The organism is Enterococcus cecorum DSM 20682 = ATCC 43198, assembly GCF_000407565.1.
GTDB classification, from domain to species: Bacteria; Bacillota; Bacilli; order Lactobacillales; family Enterococcaceae; genus Enterococcus_E; species Enterococcus_E cecorum.
The window spans coordinates 1,086,594-1,109,243 of sequence record NZ_ASWI01000004.1 but is presented as its reverse complement, the minus strand read 5'-3'; the positions used below and the strand labels follow the sequence as shown (position 1 = coordinate 1,109,243).

Below are 22,650 nucleotides of genomic sequence, written 5' to 3'. Positions count from 1 at the left end.
ATGGACATGAAATTAGGATTTATCGGTACGGGTGTGATGGGTAAAGCGATGGCCGGTCATTTACAAAAAGCAGGTCACGAGTTATTTGTATATAATCGTACCAAATCAAAAACAGATGAATTAGTCGCTAATGGTGCAATTTGGGCAGAAACACCACAAAAAGTAGCTGAATCAGCAGAAGTTATTTTTACTATGGTTGGTTATCCAAAAGATGTAGAAGAAATTTACTATGGTCCTCAAGGTATTTTTCAAGCAGATGTGAAGGGAAAAGTTTTGGTTGATCTTACGACGAGTACCCCTACGCTAGCTGAAAAAATTTATCAAACAGCCAAAGAAAAAGGTGCAGATAGCTTAGATGCTCCGGTTTCTGGTGGAGACTTAGGTGCGAAAAATGCGACCTTAACGATTATGGTTGGTGGTGATCGTGCGGTTTATGATAAGATTTTACCGTTATTTGAAATTGTTGGGAAAACCTTTAACTATCAAGGGACTGCCGGAAAAGGTCAACACACTAAGATGGCCAACCAAATTATGATTGCCGGAACAATGACCGGTATGACGGAAATGTTAGTCTATGCGAATCAAGCTGGCCTCAATTTAGAGCAAGTCTTAGATACTTTAGCTGGTGGAAGTGCCTCTAATTGGTCGATGATTAATTACAGTCCACGTATCTTAAAAGAAGACTTTACACCTGGATTTTTTGTAAAACACTTTATTAAAGATTTAAAAATTGCCTTAGATGAAGCGAAGAAGATGGATTTAAATTTACCTGCAACTCAAAAGGCTTACGAATTGTATGAACAACTGGCAGAGTTAGGCTTTGAAAATGATGGCACACAAAGTTTAATTAAATTATTCTGGCATGAAGGAAAAAAACCTTAAAAAAAGGTAAGGAATTTACGGAAAATTAATGCAAGTTCCAATGGTTTTTGATACAATATAACAGAAATGATTAAAGGGAGGATTGTCGGATGAAAAGTTCGCAATTAGTCGCCATTATTAGACGTTTAGAAGCGATGATTGAAGCACAAGACAGCGAGGTGCAAGTTCGTCGTTTTGAAAAAGAAGGTGTTGAGAAATGTATCGTGACTTACGATAGCTCAACAGAAACTTTTGAATTAACTGAAGCAGAATCAAATCAACCATACCAATTTGATAACATCGATATCGTGGCGATGGAAATTTATGATTTAATTCAATAATTAAGCCTGAAAAAATTCATGTCTTAGTTTATCTAAAGATGCAAGATAGCTTGATTAGATAGTTATTTTGCATCTTTTCTTTGTTCTTTAAAAACTTTGAATATCAAAATTTTTTACATAAATTTGCAAAAAAGGCTTGCAAAATGAAAGGAGATTAGATATAGTTTGATTATCAAATCTTTTGAATATCAAACTATCTAGGTGAAAGCAATATGGAAAATAATTACGAACAAATTAATCAGTTATTAGTCGATGTATTTAATGATATCTTGGTGATTGAAGAATCTGAGCTAAAGAAGTCCCAGTTCAATGATTTATCAATTACAGAAATGCATACGATTGAAGCGATTAGTATGTATAAGAAAAAGACCACCTCAGAAGTTGCAAAAGAATTGTCCATTACTGTGGGTACCCTGACCATCGCCATTAATAAGTTGGTGAAAAAAGGCTATGTGGAAAGAATTCGCAGTGAAGATGATCGCCGGGTAGTGAAATTAGGTTTGACAAAAAAAGGCCGATTATTATATCGCGTACACCAACATTTTCATCGCGAAATGATTAAGGCTATATTAGTAGGAATGGATGAAGCGGAGTCACAAGCATTGCTCAAGGCTTTGAATAATTTACATTCATTTTTACAAGAATATAAGTAAGAATAGGATGTATCATTGTGTTGCAAATTTTTCAAACTGCACATTATGTTCCCCAAAAAATAATCACCAATGAAGACTTGTCCAAAATGATGAATACTTCTGATGAATGGATCTATTCGCGAACAGGTATCAAGACTCGCCACATTGTTGAAACAGAAAATACATCTGATCTATGCATCAATGTTGCACGTCAACTATTAGATAAAGCTAACATATCTCCTGAACAAATTGGTTTTATTCTGGTGGCGACGATGACACCTGATTATCAAAGTCCATCGGTTGCTTGTCAAGTTCAAGGAGCCATAGATGCGCATCAGGCCTTCGCTTTTGATCTTACAGCTGCTTGTGCGGGGTTTGTCTATGCCTTGCACACAGCTAAAGGATTGCTTCATGATTTGCCAGCGGGTCAAGTCGGAATGATTATCGGTGGGGAGACCTTAAGCAAAGTAGTGAATTGGCAAGATCGCACAACAAGTGTCTTATTTGGTGATGCTGCCGCGGGAGTACTCGTACGTTCGAGTGAAGAATTTGGGATTATCAAAAGTCGCTGTTATGCAGATGGTCATTATGCACAGTCATTAACGAGCGGGTTTATTGCCAATCAGAGTCCTTTTCGTTTATCCCAAGAAATGATTTCTGATAAGTTAAACATGAAGGGCCGTGATATTTTTGATTTTACGACACGAACGGTAGCAAATAGCTTAGACGAATTTTTAGGAGAAGCTAAAGACTCCGTTGACTATTTTCTTTTACACCAAGCCAATGTCAGAATTCTTGATATTATGGCGAAGAAATTAAAGGTGGACCGCGCAAAATTTTTGCAAAATATGGAATATTATGGTAATTCATCGGCAGCATCGATTCCTCTGTTATTATCGGAGTCGGTAGAAAAAGGAATAATCCAGATGAATTCGCATCAACAACTTGTGTTTTCCGGTTTTGGTGGGGGCTTAAGTTACGGACATATCTTAACAACCATTTAAAAATCGTAAACAAATAAATTTAGAAAAAACATTTTTGGAGGATTATATAATGACTAAAGAAGAAATTCTTGGAAAAATTCAAGAAATTGTTGCAGAGGAATTAGATAAAGAAGCTGGAGAAATCTTATTAACAACGAATTTACAAGAAGATTTAGAGGCAGATAGCTTAGATTTATTCCAAGTGATTAATGAAATTGAAGATGCATTTGATGTTAAAATCGAAACAGAAGAAGGCATCCAAACAGTAGAAGATTTAGTTAACTTTGTGGCAAATAACCAAAATTAATCAAATAAAGACAGGAGAAACACCATTTCCTGTCTTTTCACTATTAATTGCTAGAAAAAAACACCTGATAGAGTGAAGGAGCTAGGTATGACAAAAACGGCTTTTTTATTTAGTGGACAAGGCGCACAATATTTTGGAATGGGGCGCGATTTGGCTGAAAAATATCCGATTGTTGATCAAACATTTAATGAAGCAAGTGAAATCTTGGGTATAGATATGAAGAAGTTATGTTTTGAAGAAAATGAACAATTAAACTTAACGCAATATACCCAACCAGCAATTTTGACGGTTAGTGTGGCTATTTTACGTTTGTTATCTGAATATCAAATACAACCAGATGCAGTCATGGGATTAAGTTTAGGAGAATACACGGCTTTAGTTGCTAGCGAGGTTTTAGATTTTCCAACAGCATTAAAGATTGTTGCAAAACGTGGTCTGTATATGACACAAGCCGCTCCAACTGGCACAGGAAAAATGGTGGCAATTATGAATGCACCGATTGAAACCATAGAAGAATGTTGTCAAAAAGCGAGTCATTTAGGAGTGGTTGCCCCAGCTAATTATAATACGCCCAATCAGATTGTTATTGGTGGTGAAGTGGACGCGGTAGATGAAGCGGTGACTTTATTACATCGTGCGGGTGTCAAAAGAATGATCGAGTTAAATGTGAGTGGCCCTTTCCATACGGCTTTGCTTCGGCCAGCTGGAAGAAATCTACATGACTTATTTCAAACAGTGGCTTTCCATGCACCTAAAATACCGGTTATTAGTAATACAACTGCAAAAGTGGTGCCTAAAGAAGAAATCGCACATTTATTAGAATTGCAAGTTCAATCACCGGTTCGCTTTTATGAAAGTATCGCCACTTTACAAAGCATGGGGATTACGGAAATGATTGAAGTAGGTCCTGGCAAGGTCTTATCAGGTTTTATAAAGAAAATAGATAAGTCGATTCAACTGTTTCGTGTTGAAAATGAAGAGACGTTACAAGTGTTATTAGCGGAAAAAGGAAAATAAACGAGGTAAAAATGGATTTAAAAGGACAAACAGCATTTATCACAGGTAGTACACGAGGAATTGGCCTAGCGATTGCCAAGGCATTTGCGAAACAAGGTGTGCATATTATCTTAAATGGTCGACGCCCAGTCAGTGAAGCACTCATTGCCGAAATCAAGGCTTTAGGTGTGAATTGTATTGGTATTTCTGGAGATATTTCTAATTCAGAGGAAGTCAAACAAATGGTCAAACAAGCGAATGAATTTGCTCCTGTGACTATTTTGGTCAATAATGCGGGAATTACCAATGATAAATTGATGTTAAGAATGAATGAACAAGATTTTGAACAAGTTTTGAAAGTGAATTTAACAGGCAGTTTTAACATGACACAGCAATTATTAATGGGTATGTTAAAGCAACGAAAAGGAACAATTATTAATATCTCGAGTGTTTCAGGGTTAATGGGAAATGTCGGTCAAGCGAATTATGCAGCCAGTAAAGCGGGGTTAATCGGATTTACGAAGACAGTCGCTCGGGAAATTGCCCCACGCAAAATTACTTGCAATGCGATTGCCCCTGGTTTTATCGAAACAGATATGACTAGCGAGCTTAGTGACAAAATTCGTGAAGAGATGACAAAAAACATACCATTACAACATTTTGGTCAAGTAGAAGATATTGCAAATACTGCAGTTTTCTTAGCGAAGAGTCCTTATATTACAGGCCAAGTGATTAATGTTGATGGTGGATTAGTGATGAATGGATAGGAGTGTTTCAAGTGACTCGTGTCGTAATTACAGGCTATGGTATTGTTTCGCCAATTGGTAATGATGCGGATAGCTTTTTAGATAGTTTAAAAACTGGTAAAAATGGGATTGGCCCGATTACGAAATTCGATGCTAGCCAGACAGGAATACATGTAGCAGGTGAGGTCAAGGATTTCCCATTAGAAAAATATTTTGTCAAAAAAGATTTAAAACGGATGGATTTGTTCTCGATTTATGGTATCCATGCGGCTTTAGATGCGATGGAAATGGCAAAATTGGATGTAACAAACATTGACCAGGATCGTTTTGGGGTGATGGTTGGTTCAGGGATTGGCGGATTGCCTACAATTCAAGAGCAAGTTACGCGGATGAATGAAAAAGGCCCCAAACGTGTTTCACCTCTTTTTGTCCCAATGTCGATTACCAATATGGTTGCAGGAAATATTGCCTTACGTGTGGGCGCAAAAGGAATTTGTACGACTACCGTAACTGCATGTGCTTCCGGAACGCATTCGATTGGTGAAGCTTTTAGAAATATTAAGCATGGTTATGCCGATGTGATGTTAGCGGGTGGTTCTGAATCAACTATTTGTGAAATCGGGATTGCCGGTTTTGCTTCTTTAACTGCACTATCAACAAGTGAGGATCCTAACCATGCATCGATTCCGTTTGATGTTGATCGCAATGGCTTTGTGATGGGAGAAGGTGCTGGTGTATTACTGCTTGAATCTTTAGAACATGCTTTAGCTCGAAAGGCGACTATCTTGGGTGAAGTGGTCGGTTATGGGGCAAATTGTGATGCTTATCATATGACTGCGCCTAATCCAGATGGTTCTGGGGCCGGTAAAGCGATGAAATTAGCCATGCAAGAAGCCAATGTCACACCTGATAAGATTGGTTACATCAATGCACATGGGACTAGCACGCCGGCGAATGATAAGTCTGAAGCAGTGGCGATTCATTATGGCTTGGGTGAGAATTATTTAAATACTTATGTGAGTTCTACCAAATCGATGACCGGTCATTTACTAGGTGCTGCAGGCGGTGTTGAAGCAGTGGCGACTTTATTGGCGTTGCAACATCAATTTATTCCACCAACGATTAATGTTTCCCAGCAAGATCCAGAAATTACTTTAAATGTAGTTAAAAATCAAGCAATGGATGCGACTTTTGATTATGCGATGAGTAATTCACTTGGTTTTGGTGGTCACAATGCGGTTATTTTATTGAAACGATGGGAGGATGAAGCATGAATTTAGCAGAGATTAAAGAGTTATTTTTGCTATTTAATGATTCTGATGTGCGCGAATTTGATTTAAAGCAAGCAGATGTTTCGCTTTATCTAAGTAAAAATGAGCAAAATCGTGTTGTGCTTAACTCTAGTCCCATCCAACAAGAATCAGTGGGAGTGACAGAATTACCAAGTTCTCAAAGCACTACTCCATCAGTTCAAGCGTCAGAAAGTACGAACAAAGTGGTAGAAGATGTCCTGACCATTCAATCGCCATTAGTGGGCGTGGCTTATCTAAAACCATCTCCAGACAAAGCCCCATTTAAGCAAGTTGGCGATAAGGTCAAAAAAGGGGAAGTCGTCTGCATTATTGAAGCGATGAAAGTCATGAATGAAATTACGAGTGACATTGATGGTGAAATTGTAGAGATAAATGTCTCCAACGAAGAAATGGTTGAATATAACCAAGTATTATTTACTGTAAAAGAGGGATAAACATGTCATTAATGGATATTGTACAAATCAAAGAAATCATTCCACATCGTTATCCTATGTTACTTATTGATCGTGTTGAGGAATTAATGGAAGGGCAAAGAATTGTGGCGAAGAAAAATGTGACAATCAATGAACCTTTCTTTCAAGGGCACTTTCCACATGAGCCTGTGATGCCTGGCGTTTTAATTGTAGAAGCTATGGCCCAAGCAGGCGCAGTTGCTTTATTATCATTACCACAATTTAAAGGAAAGACTGCCTATTTTGGTGGGATTGATAAAGCAAAATTTCGCAAAAAAGTAACACCTGGAGATACTTTGATTTTGGAAGTTGAGATTCTAAAAATTAAAGCAAATGCCGGCTTAGGTAAGGGAATTGCGCGTGTAGACGGCAAAAAAGTTGCTGAAGCCGAGCTCACATTTATGATTGGATAGAGGCAAATGTTTTCAAAAGTATTAATTGCAAATCGTGGAGAAATTGCGGTCAGAATTATTCGCGCTTGTCGTGAATTAGGAATAAGAACGGTGGCGGTGTATTCTGAAGCTGACAGAGAAGCTATGCATACTGAATTAGCCGATGAAGCTGTTTGTATTGGCCCAAGTAAAGCAAGCGAATCGTATTTAAATAAACAACAAATTTTAAGCGCTGCGGTCTTGACGAAAGCGGAGGCCATCCATCCAGGCTTTGGCTTTTTATCAGAAAATAGTCAGTTTGCTGAAATGTGTGAGGCTTGCCATATCACCTTCATTGGTCCCAAAAGCCAAACCATTGATGAAATGGGGAATAAGATTCATGCGCGCCAATTGATGAAAAAAGCAGGTATACCAGTCATTCCAGGAAGCGATGGAGCGATTGTCGATGTCAAAGAAGCACTAGAAATTGCCAATCAAGTGGGCTATCCTGTCATGCTGAAGGCTGCGGCAGGTGGTGGTGGTAAGGGCATTCGTAAAGTATTATCTGAAGCTGAATTACCAGGTGCCTTTACTTCTGCCCAACAAGAAGCAAAATCCGCCTTTGGTAATGATGAAATGTATCTAGAAAAAATTATTTATCCAGCTAGACACATTGAAGTGCAAGTGTTAGGCGATAAATATGGGAATGTCCTTCATTTTGGTGAACGTGATTGTTCCTTACAACGCAATAATCAAAAAGTATTAGAAGAATCACCATCTGTTGTGATTTCTGAAACGAATCGTGAAAAACTTGGTGCGATTGCGGTCAAAGCAGCAAAAGCGGTGTCTTATGAAAATGCTGGGACGATTGAGTTTTTGATGGATTTGTCTGGTCAGTTTTATTTTATGGAAATGAATACCCGTATCCAAGTAGAGCATCCTATTACTGAGATGGTGACAGGGATTGATTTGGTGAAAAAACAAATCGAAGTAGCTGCTAGTGAAAAATTAACCATTAAACAAGAAGATATTAAGTTGCGTGGTCATGCGATTGAATGTCGGATTAATGCTGAAAACCCAGCCTTTCATTTTGCCCCTGCCCCTGGTAAAATCGAAAATCTACTATTACCAAGTGGCGGCATGGGGTTAAGAGTGGATAGCGCGATGTATTCGGGTTATGCTATTCCACCATTTTATGATTCGATGATTGCCAAGATTATCGTGCATGGTCAAACGCGTTTTGAAGCACTGATGAAGATGCAACGTGCGCTTGGTGAATTAGTAACTGATGGTGTCACGACTAACGCTGAGTTTCAAATGGACTTGATTAGTCATCCCAATGTCATTGCTGGTGATTATGATACTTCATTTTTACAAGAAACATTTTTACCCGCTTGGCAAGAAAGTTTGAACTAGGAAGTGAGTAAATGGCTTTATTTAGGAAGAAAAAAGATTATATTCGTATTTCACCCAATCGTGAAGAACACCCCAAAAATCAGCCTAGTGTACCTGATAATTTGTGGGCTAAATGTCCCAACTGTAAAAAGACCATTTATACGAAAGAGATTGGACAAGAAAAAAGTTGTCCCAATTGTGGCTATCACTTTAGACTAAACGCCTGGCAAAGACTAGCGATTACTGTCGATAAAAAAAGTTTTGTTGAATTTGATACTGATTTAGTCACCAAAGACCCCTTACAATTTCCCGGCTATCAAGAAAAAATTAGTCAAATGCAAAGTAAAACCCACTTACATGAGGCAGTTTTAACGGGAATTGCTAAAATTGATGGACAAACCATTGTGATTGGTATCATGGATGCGAACTTTATTATGGGCAGTATGGGGACCGTTGTGGGTGAGAAGATTACGCGTCTTTTTGAATATGCTACACAAAAGTCCTTGCCAGTCGTTTTATTTACCGCTTCTGGTGGAGCTAGGATGCAAGAAGGAATCTTTTCGTTGATGCAAATGGCTAAAATTTCTGCTGCAGTAAAGGCGCATAGCAATGCTGGTTTATGCTATATTACGGTACTGACAGATCCGACAACTGGTGGGGTTACTGCAAGTTTTGCCATGCAAGGGGATATTATTTTGGCTGAACCACGGGTGTTAATTGGTTTTGCTGGCCGACGTGTGATTGAACAAACTTTAAAACAAGAACTACCTGATGATTTTCAAAAGGCTGAATTTTTATTGGCACATGGTTTTATCGATCAAATCGTCCCAAGAAATGAGTTGCGCACACGCTTAAGTACCCTTATCAAACTTCATACGCAGAAAGGATGGTTGTCAAATGAGTAAGACAGCTGCTGAAATTGTCAAGTTAGCTCGTAAACAAGATCGTCTGACTGCTCTAGACCTTTTTGAACAAGTATTCACTGATTTTCAAGAATTTCATGGGGATCGGCTATTTGCTGATGATGAAGCTGTTGTTGGCGGGATTGCCTTGTTAGATCAAAAACCGGTGACTGTTATTGGAATCCAAAAAGGTAAAAATCTACCAGAAAATCTCCGACGCAACTTTGGACAGGCACATCCTGAAGGTTACCGAAAAGCGCTCAGATTAATGAAACAAGCTGAAAAATTTCATCGTCCAGTGATTACCTTTATTAATACCGCTGGCGCCTTCTGTGGGATTGGTGCAGAAGAACGTGGTGAAGGGGAAGCCATTGCTAGGAATCTTCTTGAAATGTCTGACTTAAAAGTACCGATTATTGCCATTATTATCGGAGAAGGGGGTAGTGGTGGCGCCTTAGCTTTGGCACTAGGCGATGAGGTTTGGATGATGGAACATGCTATATATGCGATACTTTCACCAGAAGGATTTGCTTCTATATTATGGAAAGATGGTTCAAGAGCAAATGAAGCCAGTGAATTAATGAAAATCACAGCAAAAGAATTAAAGGAATTAGGGATTATTGATAAAGTGATTCCTGAAGTCATGCAAGAAAGAGCTTTGACCCATCAAGAAATCATCGCTCAAGTGCGTATCGAATTAGTCTATACTTTGAAGCAATTATGTCAGTTATCAGTGGACGAATTACACAAACGACGCTATCAAAGATTTAGAAAATATTAAGTGAAAGTGAAGGAACCTTATACTAGGCTTCTTCGCTTTTTTTGTATATTGTTTTTGCATAAATATTAATTGTTGATTGAATGGCATAATTTCTTAGTATTATGCGAATAATTTAGTTATTAATAGAAAACGTTACCAAAAAAACGATGAAAAAATATTCAATTTTTTTGCATTTTTTAGTTTCTTTTTTCAAGATTATGTGTTAATATGCATAATATAGTTGGAATATTAAATAAAAATGCATAAAAATAAGGAGTGTCTCATATGAAAAAAGTATTTGGTTTAGTAGGTGTGGCAGCATTAACATTCGCATTAGCTGCCTGTGGTTCTTCAGACAAAAAAGAAAGTAGCAATCAATTAAAACAAATTCAAGATGCAAAGGTATTGAAAGTTGCAACTTCTGCAGACTTTGCACCATTTGAATTCCATACTAAAGTGAACGGCAAAGATAAAATTGTCGGTGCGGATGTGGATTTAGCAAATGAAATCGGTAAAGAATTAGGCGTTAAGGTTGAATTTATGGATATGGAATTTAACGCAGTATTAACCGCTCTTGATCAAGGTAAAGCAGATGTGGCGATTTCAGGAATTTCTGCAACAGATAAACGTAAGAAAACATTTGACTTTTCTGAAAACTACTTTGTTCCAGAACAATTAGTTGTTGTGAAGAAAGAAAATGCTGAAAAATATGCCGATGTGAAAGCATTAGCAGATAAAAAAGTCGGCGCCCAAAAAGGTTCTGTTCAAGAATCTGTTGTAACGAGTCAATTACCAAAAGCACAATTAGTTTCATTGGCAAAAGTGCCTAACTTAATTGTTGAAGTGAAACAAGGCTCTCTTGATGCTTTAGTATTAGAAAGTGCCGTTGCCAAATCTTATGTAGAACAAAACCCTGAATTAGCAATCGCGGATGCAAAATTAAAATCAAGTGATAACGAATCATATGCCATCGCTTTGAAAAAAGATAGCAAAGAATTAAAAGCAAAAATTAATAAAGTAATCAATAAGTTAAAAGATGAAGACAAGATTAATGAATTCATCGAAAAGAATACAGAACTTGCTGATAAACAAGCAAGCAAATAGATTGGAGTTTTAACAATGGATTTTTCTTTCTTAAAGGAATTTTATCCGTATTTTATATCGGGTACAATCATCACTTTAATTATCTCAGTGATTACTGTCATTTTAGGGACCATCATTGGTGTGGTGATTGCTTTGATGAAATTATCAAAAATCAAGCCATTACGTTGGTTTGCTAATATTTACATTGAAGTGTTGCGTGGTACACCGATGCTTGTGCAAATTTTAATCGCATTTGGCTTGCTTCAAGGATTATTTAAACTACCTACTGTTGATTTAGGTATTTTGAGTCTTGATTTTGGCCGACTATTTCCAGGAATTATCGCCATTTCATTGAACTCTGGGGCGTATGTAGCGGAAATCGTTCGTGGGGGAATTAACGCGGTTGATTTTGGTCAACAAGAAGCCGCGGCCTCACTAGGTTTACGTCCAGCTCAAGCCATGCGTTATGTTATTTTACCGCAAGCTTTACGGAATATTTTACCACCTTTAGGAAATGAGTTCATTGTGTTAATTAAAGACTCATCACTATTATCAACAATTGGTATCTATGAATTAATGAATAGTGCTCAAATTGTGATTAGTTCTTCTTATATTCCTTTGACTCCTTTATATGTCGCTGCAGCCATTTACTTTATTTTGACTTTCACGACTTCAAGAATTTTGAATGCCTGGGAGAAAAAATTAGGAAAAGGCTATCGTAAATAGAGGGGGATTTCAGATGGAAACAATTATAAAAGTTGAACATTTAAGTAAAAAATTTGGCGATAATGAAGTTTTAAAAGATATTAATTATGAGATCAAACAAGGTGAAGTGGTCGTCATTATTGGTCCGTCTGGTTCAGGTAAGAGTACCTTTTTACGTTGTATGAATTTGCTTGAAACACCAACTTCTGGACAAATATTATTTGAAGGCCAAGATATTACCAATCCAAAAAATGATATCTTTAAGATGCGTGAAAAAATGGGGATGGTTTTCCAAAACTTTAATCTATTCCCTAATATGTCCGTATTAGACAATATTACCTTGTCACCAGTAAAGGTCAAAAAAGAAAATAAACAAGCGGCTGAAACTTATGCCAAAGAGTTATTGCAAACAGTGGGGCTGCCGGACAAAGCCAATGCCTATCCGCAGTCATTATCTGGTGGGCAACAACAAAGAATTGCGATTGCCAGAGCCTTGGCAATGAAACCAGATGTGATGCTGTTTGATGAACCAACTTCAGCCCTAGATCCTGAGATGGTAGGGGAAGTACTTGGCGTCATGCAACGACTTGCTAAAGAAGGGATGACCATGGTAATCGTAACGCATGAAATGGGATTTGCCAAAGAAGTCGGAGATAAAATCGTCTTTATGGATGGTGGATACATTGTTGAAGAAGGGACGCCAGAAGAAGTTTTTGGCAATCCACAGCATAATCGTACCAAAGATTTTTTAAGTAAAGTTTTATAGATTATAGTTTAAGAATCTTAAGCAATATTTTTAGGGCTTAAGGTTCTTTTTTTGCTAAAATCAGGCTTGGATATTATACTTTTTGTTTAATTTTTTGTATAATCATTTGTGACAATGATTATTTTATAGAGAGTTTGGTGAGTTTTATGGGAGAGCGTAAATTTTGTCGAGAGTCTAAGGTGATTCAAACCCATCGCATTTTTCCTTTTGACCTTAATCCATTTGGCTTTTTATATGGCGGTAAATTAACAGCGTGGATTGATGATGCTTCGTCGATTTCTATTTCAAGACATTGTAGGCGTGGTGCGGTCACGGCGTCAATTGATTCTTTAAATTTTCTAAAGCCCTTACATGCAAATCATTCTGCATGTATTGAAACCTTTGTTAGTGGTGCGCATCATAAATCAATGGAAGTCTTTGTAAAAGTTGTGGGCGAAGATTTAGTTACTGGTGAACGTTATTTAGCTGCCACTTGTTTTACTACTTTTGTCGCAGTGCCATCTTTTATGAATGGAGAAAAAGAATTCCAGGTGCCAGCTGTTATTCCAGAAACGGAAGAAGAAAAAATGGTTTGTGCGGGTTATGAAAAGCGCAGGCAAGCAAGATTAGCCGAACGAAATCAATATAAAGATTTTGCGGCTAAGTTATCAACAGAAATTCCATGGTAGGTGATTTTTATGCAAGATGCTACAGCGATGGCCGAATTATTACGTGCGCAAAAGCTTAGTTTTGAGGAATTGCTTACAGATATTGAAACGAAATCCAATCAATTACAGCCAAAACTAAACGCTTGGACCTATCTTGATTTATCTGGAGCAAAAAAAAATTATCGAAAAAATCAGGATAAATTGAGTAGAACTGTTTTTGCAGGATTACCTATTGCTTTAAAGGCTTTGGGGCAATCGAAAAAAGGTTGGCCAAGTACTTCGGGATCGTTACTCTTAGCTGAAAATAAAGCGAAAGTGACTGATTATTTTGTACAAGGAATTGAAAATTTAGGCTTTGTTCCAATTGGTCAAAGCAATGTACCAGAATATGGGTTTAAAAATATTACGGATTCTAAACTTTACGGGAATTGCTTAAATCCTTTTGATACGACACGATTTGCTGGCGGGTCCAGTGGTGGGGCTGCAGCATTAGTGGCAAGTGGGATTTTACCGATAGCCACAGCAAGTGATGGCGGCGGATCCATTCGTATTCCAGCAAGTTTTTGTAGCTTGATTGGTTTAAAACCGACCCGTGGAAGTATGCCAGTGGGGCCAGGAAATTGGCGTTCATGGCAAGGTGCTTCGATAGCATTTGCCTTAACGAAATCTATTCGTGATACAGAGAATGTATTTTATAATTTGCGAACGAGTCAACCAGAAGCACCCTATCAAGCACCAAAACGTGAATGGATGCATTATGAAAAGGCGGTTCGTTATCCTCTTCGTATTGCTTATTGTTTGAATAATAAAGTAAGTGATTTAGATTATCGTATACGAGCTGAGACGCTTAAAATAGTTGACTTCTTGCAAAAAGAGGGCTTTGATGTAGAGGAAGTTCCTTATCCAGCGAATATGGTCACCTTGATGCAGCAATATTATCGAATGAATGCAGCAGATACGGCAGCGATGTTTCAAGAAATGCAGGCAAAATTAAAGCGACCATTAACGAATCAAGATATGGAAGAGATGACCTGGGCGATGTATCAATTCGGGCTTGATTTAAAAGCGAGCGATTATGTATTAAGTCTGCAATATTGGGATGAAATAGCAGTGAAAACAGAAAGCCTATTTAAAGAGTATGATTTATTCTTAACTCCTAGTACAGCGCAAGTAGCTCCGAGTGTCGATACTGAATTTTATTCTCCTAAGATTGGGGAAAAATTACGATTTGCACATGAATTATCCCCGAAAGAAAAAGAAAAACTAGTCTATGATATGTTTGCTAAAAGCCTTTCTATTACGCCATATACGCAATTAGCTAATTTAACTGGACAACCTGCAATCAGTTTGCCAACAGGTCGAGTGAATGATTTGCCAGTAGGTGTTCAATTTATGGCTTCTAAAGGACGTGAAGATCTTCTGTTGATGGTGGGGGCTTTATTGGAACAGGCAAAATTATTTACGATTGAATAATGTGCGAAAGGGGCTGACCCATTAGTCTCTAATAAAAAATGAGTATATAAATAATCCGAACGTTCATTGTTGACTTCATGAGTAATCAAGTTGAACATTCGGATTTTCTTTGTCTTTTATTAATTATTTATTTCATCAAAAGGATTTCTTTTTTTAATTATCTTGCTAAAATACTTTTGGGTCAGCCTCTTTTTGGTAACGTGTCTCTTTGTCAAGCAGTGTGGTCAGTAAAGATAGGTACTTAGCTTAAAAGTTATCGGATTTTTTGTTTTTTTGATTTTAAGAATGTATTCATGGATAATAAAATTGACTAGAGAATAAACAATGAGGATAATATTGATAAAGTAAGTTAATCAAATGGGAGGTATCGTTATTATGCAGATAGAAAGCCACAACAGAAAAGAAAAAATGATACAATTATCGGAAAAATTGCTTATGGTGGAAAAAGATAGGCAACACGGCAGTTAAGGGTATGCTGTAAATAAGGTTATAGAGATGATGAGAGAAACGATTAAGAATACATCTCGTGAAGAGCCAAAGTAATTATTATGTTTACCAAGGTGGAAAACTATTTGCTTTTTTTCCCATACATCATTTTATACGTATCACTGGCTGCTCATCCTTTTTTGCTAGTAATTCACAAGTAAATAGTGTATAATTTTTATTTAGCAAGGAGTGTCCGCATGAGATGCTCCTAAATTTTTGTAGATAGGAGTATTTATGTTTTTAAAATATAAACCGACTTGGATGGTGTCGTCGATTTATCAAATTACCCCTGAACAATTGAAAAAATTAGGGATAAAGGCTGTTTTGACGGATTTAGATAATACATTGATTGCTTGGAATAATCCGGATGGTACACCTGAATTACGTGCATGGTTAGAAGAAATGAAAGAAGCGAATATTCCGGTGGTTGTTGTTTCTAACAATAAAGCTAGCCGAGTCGCACGGGCAGTAAAACCATTTGGCCTTGATTTTATTTCAAGAGCGATGAAACCATTTGGCTTAGGGATTCGTCGAGCAATGAAACAGTTAAACTTACAGCCTGAACAAGTCATTATGGTAGGCGATCAATTAATGACTGATATACGTGCTTCTCATGCGGCCAACGTACGTAGCGTTTTGGTAAAACCGATTGTCAAAACTGATGCTTGGAATACGAGAATCAATCGGATGCGTGAAAAAGTAGTGATGAATCATTTGTTGAAAAAACATCAAGATATGATTTGGAAAGGAGTAATTGAAAATGAGTGAAGCCTTACATTGTATTGGTTGTGGCGCACAAATCCAAACAGAAAATCCCAGCGAGTTAGGATATACACCTAAGTCCGCGCTAGAAAAAGGAATTGCTAATGATGAAGTCTATTGTCAGCGTTGTTTTAGATTGCGTCATTATAACGAAATTCAAGATGTCTCCCTAACTGATGACGATTTTTTGCGCTTATTAAATGAAATTGGGGAGCATGACGCCTTAATTGTCAATGTCGTGGATATTTTTGATTTTAATGGTTCGATTATCCCTGGTTTGCATCGTTTTGTTGGTAAAAATCCAGTATTAATGATTGGCAATAAAGTGGACGTCTTGCCAAAATCATTAAAACGTGGGAAATTAACCCAATGGATGCGAGAACGTGCCCATGAATTAGGTTTGCGTCCGATAGATATCTTACTCACAAGTGCCAAAAAAGCTCATGAAATGGATGAAGTACTAGAAAAAATAGAAGCATACCGCGAGGACCGTGATGTGTATGTTGTAGGTGTAACCAATGTTGGAAAATCAACTTTAATCAATCAAATTATCGCTAAAGTTGCCAATGTGAAAGATGTGATTACGACTTCACGTTTTCCAGGAACGACTTTAGATAAGATTGAAATTCCGCTTGATGATGGACATTTTTTAATTGACACACCGGGGATTATCCACCGTCATCAAATGGCGCATTACTTAGGGAAAAAAGATTTGAAACTAACTGCACCACAAAAAGAAATTAAGCCAAAAGTCTATCAGCTAAACGAAGGTCAAACGCTCTTTTTAGGCGGTTTAGCACGATTTGACTATGTGAGCGGTGAGAAAGGTTCATTTGTCGCTTATGTGTCGAATGATTTAAATATTCATCGTACCAAAATGCAAGGAGCAGATGAATTTTACCAAAAACATGTGGGTAGTTTATTAACCCCACCGCAAAAAGAGGAAGTCGCTGATTTTCCAGAATTGGTGCGCTTTGAATTTGCAATTAAAGAAAAAACAGATGTCGTCTTTGCCGGGCTTGGTTGGATTACAGTTCGCCAACCAGGAATTGTAGCTGGATATGCACCTAAGGGAGTCGACGTTATTGTTCGTAAAGCATTAATATAAAGAAAGTGAGAAAGATATGTTAATGGGAAAACAAAAGAGATTTTTAAGAAGTCAAGCCCATCATTTACAACCGATTTTTCAAATTGGTAAAGGTGGCGTAAACGTTGCGATGAATACCCAAATTGCTGAAGCGCTAGAAAAACGCGAATTAATCAAAGTTTCATTGTTACAAAATACCGATGAAGTAGCAGATGAAGCCGCATTAGAGATTGCACAAGCGACAAACAGTGAAGTCGTACAAGTCATCGGGCGGGTCATTGTGTTATACAAAGCTTCAAGTAAAGAAAAATACCAACGCCTGACGCAACAATTGAAATTATTGTAAGATTAGATGAGGGATGAATTGTTTGAAAGCAAAGTTTATCACTGAAGTTGAACCATTAATTCAAGTACAAACGACGCAGTCAAGAAAGCAAGTAGGTATATTAGGCGGTAATTTTAATCCGGTTCACAATCAGCATTTATTAATTGCCGATCAAGTGGGGACGGCTTTGAATTTAGAAAAGGTCTATCTGATGCCTGAATATTTACCACCCCATGTTGATGAAAAGGACACGATTGAGGCTGAACACCGGTTGAATATGCTAAAATTAGCCATCGCGGACAATTCTTTATTTGATATCGAACAAGCCGAGTTACAACGTAAAGGAAAAAGCTATACTTATGACACCATGAAAGCATTGATTGCCCAAAATCCTGATACGGATTATTATTTCATCATTGGCGGGGATATGGTAGAATATTTACCAAAGTGGTATAAAATTGATGAATTAGTCGAAATGGTGCAATTTGTGGGTGTTAAAAGGCCTGGATATACAATTGATACCCCTTATCCAATTATTTGGTTAGATGCGCCAATGATGGATTTGTCTTCTAGTTTAATCCGTAAAAAGATTGCACAAGGGTGTTCGATTCGTTATCTTGTACCTGAGGCTGTGCGAAATTATATTTTAGAAAAGGGGCTTTATTTTGAAAGTTGATGTAGCAAAATATAATCCGGCGATGCGTGAAGAATTGATGCAACAAGTACAGATGCAGATGAGCGAGAAGCGTTTTGTGCATGTACTAGGTGTAGAAGAGATGGCGGTGGCTTTAGCAAAAAAATATGGCGCAGATCCTAATAAAGCCAGTATCGCCGCTTTATGTCATGATTACGCTAAAGAACGTAGCGATGATGATTTTATCTTTGAGATTGAACGCAAACAGCTCAGTCCAGCCTTACTAAAATGGAATAATGCAATTTGGCATGGCGTTGTTGGCGCAGAATTTGTACGCGATGAATTAGGTGTAGAAGATGAAGAAATTCTACAAGCTATTCGTGTGCATACGACCGGTTCACGAGAAATGAGTCTTTTAGATAAAGTCATATTTGTAGCGGATTATGTGGAAAAAAATCGCCAATTTCCAGGAGTTGAAGAAGCTCGCGAATTAGCCATTTCGGATTTGGATGCAGCCGTGCGCTATGAATTAACACATACTTTACAATTCTTGATTTCAAAAGGGCAAGCGATTCATCCAAAAACGATAGAAACGTATAACTATTATGTAGCCAAACATTAGGAGGAGATTACTATAGATAGCAAACAAATTTTAGAAGTAGCTGTAAAAGCAGTAGATGACAAACACGCACAAGATATCGTTGCTTTAGATGTCCGCGAAGTTTCCTTATTAGCCGATTATTTTGTCATTTGTTCGGGAAACACTGACCGTCGTATCAATGCAATTGTCGATGAAGTGGTCGAACAAGCCTACAAAAATCAAATGGATGTCAAACGTGTCGAAGGAAAAGAGGCTAGTAAGTGGGTCTTGATTGATTTAGGCGATGTCATTGTCCATGTCTTTAATCAAAGTGAACGTGAATTTTATCAATTAGAAAAACTTTGGTCAGACGCACCTTTAGTAGATTTAAGTGAAATGGTTGTGAATGATAGTGGCTTATGAGACCTTTGCCTTTGTCTATGATGAAGTCATGGATACCTCGTTATATCAACGTTGGTTAGATTTTTCGTTGCGTTTTTTAGGTGACCGCAAGAGAATTTTAGAGCTTGCTTGCGGGACCGGGGCACTTGCTTTAGATTTTGCCAAAAGCGGTTTTGATGTGACAGCTTTAGACTTATCTGAAGAAATGCTAATGATTGCCAGTTCACGCGCGCAAGAAGCCGATGTGGATATTCAGTTTGTTGAAGGGGATATGTTGGATTTAACCGATATTGATACGTATGAAGCGGTGACTTGTTTTTCTGATTCGATTTGTTATATGGAGGATGAACAAGCCGTCCAACAAGTCTTTGATGGCGTGTATCAAATCTTAGAAGAAAATGGCGTCTTTATTTTCGATGTGCATTCTACTTATCAAATTGATGAAGTCTTCCCAGATTATAGCTATCATTATCAAACAGAGGATTTTGCCTTTTTATGGGATAGTTATGCTGTAGATGTGCCACATAGTATCGAGCATTTCTTAACGTTTTTTGTACAAAATGAGGATGGCTTATTTGAGCGCCGTGACGAGATTCACCGTGAAAGAACCTATCCATTAAACCAATATTTAATGATGCTAGAAAATGCCGGCTTTGCAAAAGTGGAAGCCTATGCCGATTTTATCGATAGCGAACCAAATGAAAAAAGTCGACGTTGGTTCTTTGTCTGTGAAAAATAATACAGTAAAAAGAAAAGATGGTTGGCAAGTTCAATCATCTTTTTGATTAGTACAGGATGTGAAGCAGCTCCGAAAGCCTAGAAGAAATTTTCGTGCTTACCTACCGCTGAGAAAATCGGATGAAAGGAGATTTTCTCAAGCAGGAGGGCGAAGTTCACAATGTCTAGCTGCTGAACACCGTCTACTTTGAGGAGGAATTAGATGAAAGCATGTGGCGTGATTGTTGAATATAATCCGTTTCATAATGGACATCGCTATCATTTGGAGCAAGCTCGCCTGCAATCTCAAGCGGATGTCATGATTTGTGCGATGAGTGGGAATTTCCTACAGCGTGGGGAAGCGGCAATTATTGATAAGTGGCAACGAGCAAATAGTGCCTTACAAAATGGGGCGGATATTGTTTTAGAATTACCCTTTGAATGGGCAGTTCAGTCGGCGGATTATTTTGCACAAGGCGGTGTCAATATGTTAGCAGCGATTGGTTGTGAGTATCTTTGTTTTGGAACGGATAGCCATAAAAAAATTGATTATCAGCATATTGGCCAATTTTTACATCAAAGACGCCAACAATTAGACCAACTGTTTCATCAAACGGCGGATGAAAAGCTTTCCTATGCTGAAAATATGATTCGCGTCTTTCAAGCTTTAGAAATGGACATTCCTTTTGATCACAAGCAACCAAATCATATTCTTGGATTGAGTTATGCTAAAGCGAATAGCCAACTGCCTAAGCCGATGGAATTATTAGCTATTGAGCGCAAGAATAGTGGCTATCATGATGAAGGGTTCACTTCAGAGACGATTGCTAGTGCTACAGCGATTCGACGAGGCATTTTTTGTGGTGAAGAGATCACACCTTATGTCCCAACAAGTTCACTAGACCATCTAGAGGATCAAAAAGTCTGTTTAGAAGATTATTTTCCGTATTTGAAATTCCGCATATTAACCATGGACTTAGCCAGCTTAAAACAAATCTATCAGATGGAAGCAGGCTTAGCAGTACGGATGAAAAAATGTATTGCCAGCTGCGAGTCTTATGAAAGCTTCGTCAACCAATTGAAGAGTAAACGTTATAGTCAGACACGTATCCAGCGTTTATTGTTATATTGCTTATTGAATGTAAAAGAGGCGGAAATTAAAAAGTCTTGGCAAAACCCCAGTCTTAGAGTATTAGGCTTTACCGAAAAAGGACAAAAGTATTTACAGCAAGTCAAAAAATCACTTGATTGGCCATTGATTGCTAGAGTTGGGCAAAAACAAGCTGAGCAACTCTTTTTAACCATTCGAGCCGATGAAGTCTATCAATTGGCACATTCAAAGATTCAAGAACAAAATTTTTCAAGAGCGGTCATTCGCATCTGACAACATTTTTGAAAAAACTGATGAAAAAAACTTCACAGATACTTACAATATCGGTATAATATGGAGTGGACCTTAAGTATTTATGAAATGAAACTATTAGAAAGCGAAGTGAAATTATGGGTCGTAAATGGGCAAATATCGTCGCTAAGAAAACGGCGAAAGATGCAAATAATAGCCGAATTTATGCGAAATTTGGTATTGAAATCTATGCAGCTGCAAAATCGGGTGAACCTGACCCACATTCTAACCAAAAATTACGTTTCGTTATTGAAAGAGCGAAAACTTATAATGTACCACGTCATATCATTGACCGTGCCATTGAAAAAGCAAAAGGTGGCGGCGATGAACAATACCAAGAATTACGCTATGAAGGTTTCGGACCAAATGGCTCAATGGTCATCGTGGACACTTTAACAAATAATGTCAACCGTACTGCTGCGGATGTCCGTGCTGCCTTTGGTAAAAACGGCGGAAACATGGGTGTAACTGGTGCAGTTAGCTATATGTTTGATAATACAGCATTATTTGGTTTTGCAGGCGATGATGCTGATGAAATCCTAGAATATTTAATGGATAAAGACATCGATGTACGTGATGTTGAAGCTGAAGATGGTCAAATTATGGTTTATGGTGAACCAACTGATTTCCATGCGATTCAAGAAGCACTAAAAGAAAAAGGGATCACTGACTTTAGCGTGGCTGAAATGCAAATGATTCCTCAAAATGAAGTGACATTAACTGGGGATGACTTAGCTAAGTTTGAAAAAATGATTGATGTTTTAGAAGACTTAGAAGATGTTCAATCCGTTTACCACAATGTAGACTTAGGCGAAGAATAAAATATTTGTAATGATGAGACTGGATGCTTAAAAGAAGTGTCTGGTCTTTTTTTCTTGTTTTCCAAAATATATTTATACTCGTTGTGCTAGTTGAAAAATACTGGAAAAAATAAAAGATTTCGCATAAAGTAAACTCGAAACCAACCACAGAAATGAGTGAACGATATGCGAAATCAATACCAGTATACCGAAACTTTTACTGAACCACAAGTACTTTTTTCAATGATTTTAGAAAATCTCTTTTTCGATTTAATAGTATCGGTAAATGAGTGGTCGGAATCTCAAAATAAACTGAAATAGTAGAGTGCGCCGGTCGGAAATTCTTAAGTGGTAGGTCACTGAGTAAAAATTCTAGAAATTCGTATTTATCCTTAATGAGCTTGATTTTCACGTCAAATAATTGCAATTTATTTTGTAAATATTGTGCGATGGCTGATTATTGTTGGATAATTTTAGGCTGAACAGGGCACAATGGCACTTTACCTTCTGTTTTATCTTGTACATCGACCAATTGATTAAAGGTGTTATTGATTTCGACTTGTTTAGCGATGAGAGATTGACATTTTTTGATATTTTCTTCAATTTTTTCGCGTTCTTCTAACATTCCTTTTAGATAGGGAAACTTAATCCGCGCGGTATCAATTTCATAGTGTCCACGTTCATTTTTCACCGCATATAATTCTTCATTTTTAATCATCTGT

General features: G+C 37.6%; 28 protein-coding genes. 27 read left to right on the top strand and 1 reads right to left on the bottom strand.

The window, feature by feature from the left end:
• From I567_RS11420 to I567_RS11290, 27 genes are all read left to right on the top strand, one after another.
• Positions 1–882 (top strand): NAD(P)-dependent oxidoreductase, encoded by an 882-nt coding sequence (locus tag I567_RS11420; protein ID WP_301270995.1) that lies wholly within the window; start codon positions 1–3, stop codon positions 880–882.
• Positions 883–971: 89 nt separating this feature from the next.
• On the top strand, positions 972–1,202 hold the full coding sequence (locus I567_RS11415; RefSeq protein ID WP_016252382.1) for a YkuJ family protein: 231 nt from the start codon (positions 972–974) through the stop codon (positions 1,200–1,202).
• 212 nt (positions 1,203–1,414) lie between these two features.
• The gene (gene fabT, locus I567_RS11410) at positions 1,415–1,855 is read left to right on the top strand and encodes a fatty acid biosynthesis transcriptional regulator FabT (RefSeq protein WP_016252381.1); all 441 of its coding nucleotides are present in this window, start codon (positions 1,415–1,417) and stop codon (positions 1,853–1,855) included.
• A gap of 17 nt (positions 1,856–1,872) precedes the next feature.
• Positions 1,873–2,838, top strand: coding sequence for a beta-ketoacyl-ACP synthase III (locus tag I567_RS11405; RefSeq protein WP_016252380.1), 966 nt, complete (start codon positions 1,873–1,875; stop codon positions 2,836–2,838).
• 49 nt (positions 2,839–2,887) lie between these two features.
• Entirely contained in the window at positions 2,888–3,124 is a 237-nt protein-coding gene (locus tag I567_RS11400) for an acyl carrier protein (protein ID WP_016252379.1), read from the top strand.
• Between the two features lie 87 nt (positions 3,125–3,211).
• A complete protein-coding gene (fabD, locus tag I567_RS11395) occupies positions 3,212–4,141 on the top strand; it encodes an ACP S-malonyltransferase (protein ID WP_016252378.1) in 930 nt (309 codons plus the stop codon).
• An 11-nt stretch (positions 4,142–4,152) separates the two neighbouring features.
• Positions 4,153–4,887 carry a 3-oxoacyl-[acyl-carrier-protein] reductase gene (fabG, locus tag I567_RS11390; RefSeq protein ID WP_016252377.1) on the top strand — a complete coding sequence of 245 codons (735 nt, stop codon included), beginning with the start codon at positions 4,153–4,155 and terminating at the stop codon, positions 4,885–4,887.
• An 11-nt stretch (positions 4,888–4,898) separates the two neighbouring features.
• Positions 4,899–6,140 (top strand): beta-ketoacyl-ACP synthase II, encoded by a 1,242-nt coding sequence (gene fabF, locus I567_RS11385; protein WP_016252376.1) that lies wholly within the window; start codon positions 4,899–4,901, stop codon positions 6,138–6,140.
• Positions 6,137–6,613, top strand: coding sequence for an acetyl-CoA carboxylase biotin carboxyl carrier protein (gene accB, locus I567_RS11380; protein ID WP_016252375.1), 477 nt, complete (start codon positions 6,137–6,139; stop codon positions 6,611–6,613). Before fabF ends, accB begins: the two co-directional genes overlap by 4 nt.
• Before the next feature lie 11 nt (positions 6,614–6,624).
• On the top strand, positions 6,625–7,044 hold the full coding sequence (gene fabZ / locus I567_RS11375; RefSeq protein ID WP_026210000.1) for a 3-hydroxyacyl-ACP dehydratase FabZ: 420 nt from the start codon (positions 6,625–6,627) through the stop codon (positions 7,042–7,044).
• Between the two features lie 6 nt (positions 7,045–7,050).
• Positions 7,051–8,418 carry an acetyl-CoA carboxylase biotin carboxylase subunit gene (locus I567_RS11370; protein WP_016252373.1) on the top strand — a complete coding sequence of 456 codons (1,368 nt, stop codon included), beginning with the start codon at positions 7,051–7,053 and terminating at the stop codon, positions 8,416–8,418.
• A gap of 11 nt (positions 8,419–8,429) precedes the next feature.
• Positions 8,430–9,302, top strand: a complete 873-nt coding sequence (accD, locus tag I567_RS11365; protein WP_016252372.1) for an acetyl-CoA carboxylase, carboxyltransferase subunit beta — start codon at positions 8,430–8,432, stop codon at positions 9,300–9,302.
• A complete protein-coding gene (locus I567_RS11360) occupies positions 9,295–10,080 on the top strand; it encodes an acetyl-CoA carboxylase carboxyl transferase subunit alpha (RefSeq protein WP_016252371.1) in 786 nt (261 codons plus the stop codon). The genes accD and I567_RS11360 overlap by 8 nt, the downstream gene beginning before the upstream one ends.
• Positions 10,081–10,344: 264 nt before the next feature.
• Positions 10,345–11,163 carry a transporter substrate-binding domain-containing protein gene (locus I567_RS11355; RefSeq protein WP_016252370.1) on the top strand — a complete coding sequence of 273 codons (819 nt, stop codon included), beginning with the start codon at positions 10,345–10,347 and terminating at the stop codon, positions 11,161–11,163.
• A gap of 15 nt (positions 11,164–11,178) precedes the next feature.
• Positions 11,179–11,868: an amino acid ABC transporter permease gene (locus I567_RS11350; protein ID WP_016252369.1), complete on the top strand. Its 690-nt coding sequence runs from the start codon at positions 11,179–11,181 to the stop codon at positions 11,866–11,868.
• A 13-nt stretch (positions 11,869–11,881) separates the two neighbouring features.
• Positions 11,882–12,613 (top strand): amino acid ABC transporter ATP-binding protein, encoded by a 732-nt coding sequence (locus I567_RS11345; RefSeq protein ID WP_016252368.1) that lies wholly within the window; start codon positions 11,882–11,884, stop codon positions 12,611–12,613.
• A 146-nt stretch (positions 12,614–12,759) separates the two neighbouring features.
• Positions 12,760–13,281, top strand: a complete 522-nt coding sequence (locus I567_RS11340; protein ID WP_016252367.1) for an acyl-CoA thioesterase — start codon at positions 12,760–12,762, stop codon at positions 13,279–13,281.
• A 9-nt stretch (positions 13,282–13,290) separates the two neighbouring features.
• Positions 13,291–14,733: an amidase gene (locus tag I567_RS11335; RefSeq protein WP_016252366.1), complete on the top strand. Its 1,443-nt coding sequence runs from the start codon at positions 13,291–13,293 to the stop codon at positions 14,731–14,733.
• Positions 14,734–15,453: 720 nt separating this feature from the next.
• Positions 15,454–15,987, top strand: coding sequence for a YqeG family HAD IIIA-type phosphatase (locus I567_RS11330; RefSeq protein ID WP_016252365.1), 534 nt, complete (start codon positions 15,454–15,456; stop codon positions 15,985–15,987).
• The gene (gene yqeH / locus I567_RS11325) at positions 15,980–17,089 is read left to right on the top strand and encodes a ribosome biogenesis GTPase YqeH (protein WP_016252364.1); all 1,110 of its coding nucleotides are present in this window, start codon (positions 15,980–15,982) and stop codon (positions 17,087–17,089) included. Before I567_RS11330 ends, yqeH begins: the two co-directional genes overlap by 8 nt.
• Positions 17,090–17,105: 16 nt before the next feature.
• Positions 17,106–17,414: a ribosome assembly RNA-binding protein YhbY gene (yhbY, locus tag I567_RS11320; RefSeq protein WP_016252363.1), complete on the top strand. Its 309-nt coding sequence runs from the start codon at positions 17,106–17,108 to the stop codon at positions 17,412–17,414.
• 13 nt (positions 17,415–17,427) lie between these two features.
• Positions 17,428–18,069, top strand: coding sequence for a nicotinate-nucleotide adenylyltransferase (locus I567_RS11315; RefSeq protein WP_248636729.1), 642 nt, complete (start codon positions 17,428–17,430; stop codon positions 18,067–18,069).
• Between the two features lie 22 nt (positions 18,070–18,091).
• Complete coding sequence (yqeK, locus tag I567_RS11310; RefSeq protein WP_168931361.1) at positions 18,092–18,649, top strand: bis(5'-nucleosyl)-tetraphosphatase (symmetrical) YqeK; 558 nt, start codon at positions 18,092–18,094, stop codon at positions 18,647–18,649.
• Positions 18,650–18,676: 27 nt separating this feature from the next.
• On the top strand, positions 18,677–19,030 hold the full coding sequence (rsfS, locus tag I567_RS11305; protein ID WP_047242512.1) for a ribosome silencing factor: 354 nt from the start codon (positions 18,677–18,679) through the stop codon (positions 19,028–19,030).
• Entirely contained in the window at positions 19,020–19,748 is a 729-nt protein-coding gene (locus I567_RS11300) for a class I SAM-dependent DNA methyltransferase (protein ID WP_026209998.1), read from the top strand. The genes rsfS and I567_RS11300 overlap by 11 nt, the downstream gene beginning before the upstream one ends.
• A 201-nt stretch (positions 19,749–19,949) precedes the next feature.
• Positions 19,950–21,110: a nucleotidyltransferase gene (locus I567_RS11295; RefSeq protein WP_016252358.1), complete on the top strand. Its 1,161-nt coding sequence runs from the start codon at positions 19,950–19,952 to the stop codon at positions 21,108–21,110.
• A 116-nt stretch (positions 21,111–21,226) separates the two neighbouring features.
• The gene (locus I567_RS11290; RefSeq protein ID WP_016252357.1) at positions 21,227–21,949 is read left to right on the top strand and encodes a YebC/PmpR family DNA-binding transcriptional regulator; all 723 of its coding nucleotides are present in this window, start codon (positions 21,227–21,229) and stop codon (positions 21,947–21,949) included.
• A gap of 436 nt (positions 21,950–22,385) precedes the next feature.
• Here the strand turns inward: I567_RS11290 and I567_RS11285 are convergent, their stop codons facing one another.
• A complete protein-coding gene (locus I567_RS11285) occupies positions 22,386–22,646 on the bottom strand; it encodes a hypothetical protein (protein ID WP_016252356.1) in 261 nt (86 codons plus the stop codon).
• Positions 22,647–22,650: the final 4 nt, after the last annotated feature.

What these genes read in the sequence shown, in the direction of transcription:
- I567_RS11420 (WP_301270995.1), top strand. Translation starts at nt 1, where the DNA reads ATGGACATGAAATTAGGATTTATCGGTACGGGTGTGATGGGTAAAGCG.
- I567_RS11415 (WP_016252382.1), top strand. Translation starts at nt 972, where the DNA reads ATGAAAAGTTCGCAATTAGTCGCCATTATTAGACGTTTAGAAGCGATG.
- fabT (WP_016252381.1), top strand. Translation starts at nt 1,415, where the DNA reads ATGGAAAATAATTACGAACAAATTAATCAGTTATTAGTCGATGTATTT.
- I567_RS11400 (WP_016252379.1), top strand. Translation starts at nt 2,888, where the DNA reads ATGACTAAAGAAGAAATTCTTGGAAAAATTCAAGAAATTGTTGCAGAG.
- fabD (WP_016252378.1), top strand. Translation starts at nt 3,212, where the DNA reads ATGACAAAAACGGCTTTTTTATTTAGTGGACAAGGCGCACAATATTTT.
- fabG (WP_016252377.1), top strand. Translation starts at nt 4,153, where the DNA reads ATGGATTTAAAAGGACAAACAGCATTTATCACAGGTAGTACACGAGGA.
- accB (WP_016252375.1), top strand. Translation starts at nt 6,137, where the DNA reads ATGAATTTAGCAGAGATTAAAGAGTTATTTTTGCTATTTAATGATTCT.
- fabZ (WP_026210000.1), top strand. Translation starts at nt 6,625, where the DNA reads ATGGATATTGTACAAATCAAAGAAATCATTCCACATCGTTATCCTATG.
- I567_RS11370 (WP_016252373.1), top strand. Translation starts at nt 7,051, where the DNA reads ATGTTTTCAAAAGTATTAATTGCAAATCGTGGAGAAATTGCGGTCAGA.
- accD (WP_016252372.1), top strand. Translation starts at nt 8,430, where the DNA reads ATGGCTTTATTTAGGAAGAAAAAAGATTATATTCGTATTTCACCCAAT.
- I567_RS11360 (WP_016252371.1), top strand. Translation starts at nt 9,295, where the DNA reads ATGAGTAAGACAGCTGCTGAAATTGTCAAGTTAGCTCGTAAACAAGAT.
- I567_RS11355 (WP_016252370.1), top strand. Translation starts at nt 10,345, where the DNA reads ATGAAAAAAGTATTTGGTTTAGTAGGTGTGGCAGCATTAACATTCGCA.
- I567_RS11350 (WP_016252369.1), top strand. Translation starts at nt 11,179, where the DNA reads ATGGATTTTTCTTTCTTAAAGGAATTTTATCCGTATTTTATATCGGGT.
- I567_RS11345 (WP_016252368.1), top strand. Translation starts at nt 11,882, where the DNA reads ATGGAAACAATTATAAAAGTTGAACATTTAAGTAAAAAATTTGGCGAT.
- I567_RS11340 (WP_016252367.1), top strand. Translation starts at nt 12,760, where the DNA reads ATGGGAGAGCGTAAATTTTGTCGAGAGTCTAAGGTGATTCAAACCCAT.
- I567_RS11335 (WP_016252366.1), top strand. Translation starts at nt 13,291, where the DNA reads ATGCAAGATGCTACAGCGATGGCCGAATTATTACGTGCGCAAAAGCTT.
- I567_RS11330 (WP_016252365.1), top strand. Translation starts at nt 15,454, where the DNA reads ATGTTTTTAAAATATAAACCGACTTGGATGGTGTCGTCGATTTATCAA.
- yqeH (WP_016252364.1), top strand. Translation starts at nt 15,980, where the DNA reads ATGAGTGAAGCCTTACATTGTATTGGTTGTGGCGCACAAATCCAAACA.
- yhbY (WP_016252363.1), top strand. Translation starts at nt 17,106, where the DNA reads ATGTTAATGGGAAAACAAAAGAGATTTTTAAGAAGTCAAGCCCATCAT.
- I567_RS11315 (WP_248636729.1), top strand. Translation starts at nt 17,428, where the DNA reads ATGAATTGTTTGAAAGCAAAGTTTATCACTGAAGTTGAACCATTAATT.
- yqeK (WP_168931361.1), top strand. Translation starts at nt 18,092, where the DNA reads ATGCGTGAAGAATTGATGCAACAAGTACAGATGCAGATGAGCGAGAAG.
- I567_RS11295 (WP_016252358.1), top strand. Translation starts at nt 19,950, where the DNA reads ATGAAAGCATGTGGCGTGATTGTTGAATATAATCCGTTTCATAATGGA.
- I567_RS11290 (WP_016252357.1), top strand. Translation starts at nt 21,227, where the DNA reads ATGGGTCGTAAATGGGCAAATATCGTCGCTAAGAAAACGGCGAAAGAT.
- I567_RS11285 (WP_016252356.1), bottom strand. Translation starts at nt 22,646, where the DNA reads ATGATTAAAAATGAAGAATTATATGCGGTGAAAAATGAACGTGGACAC.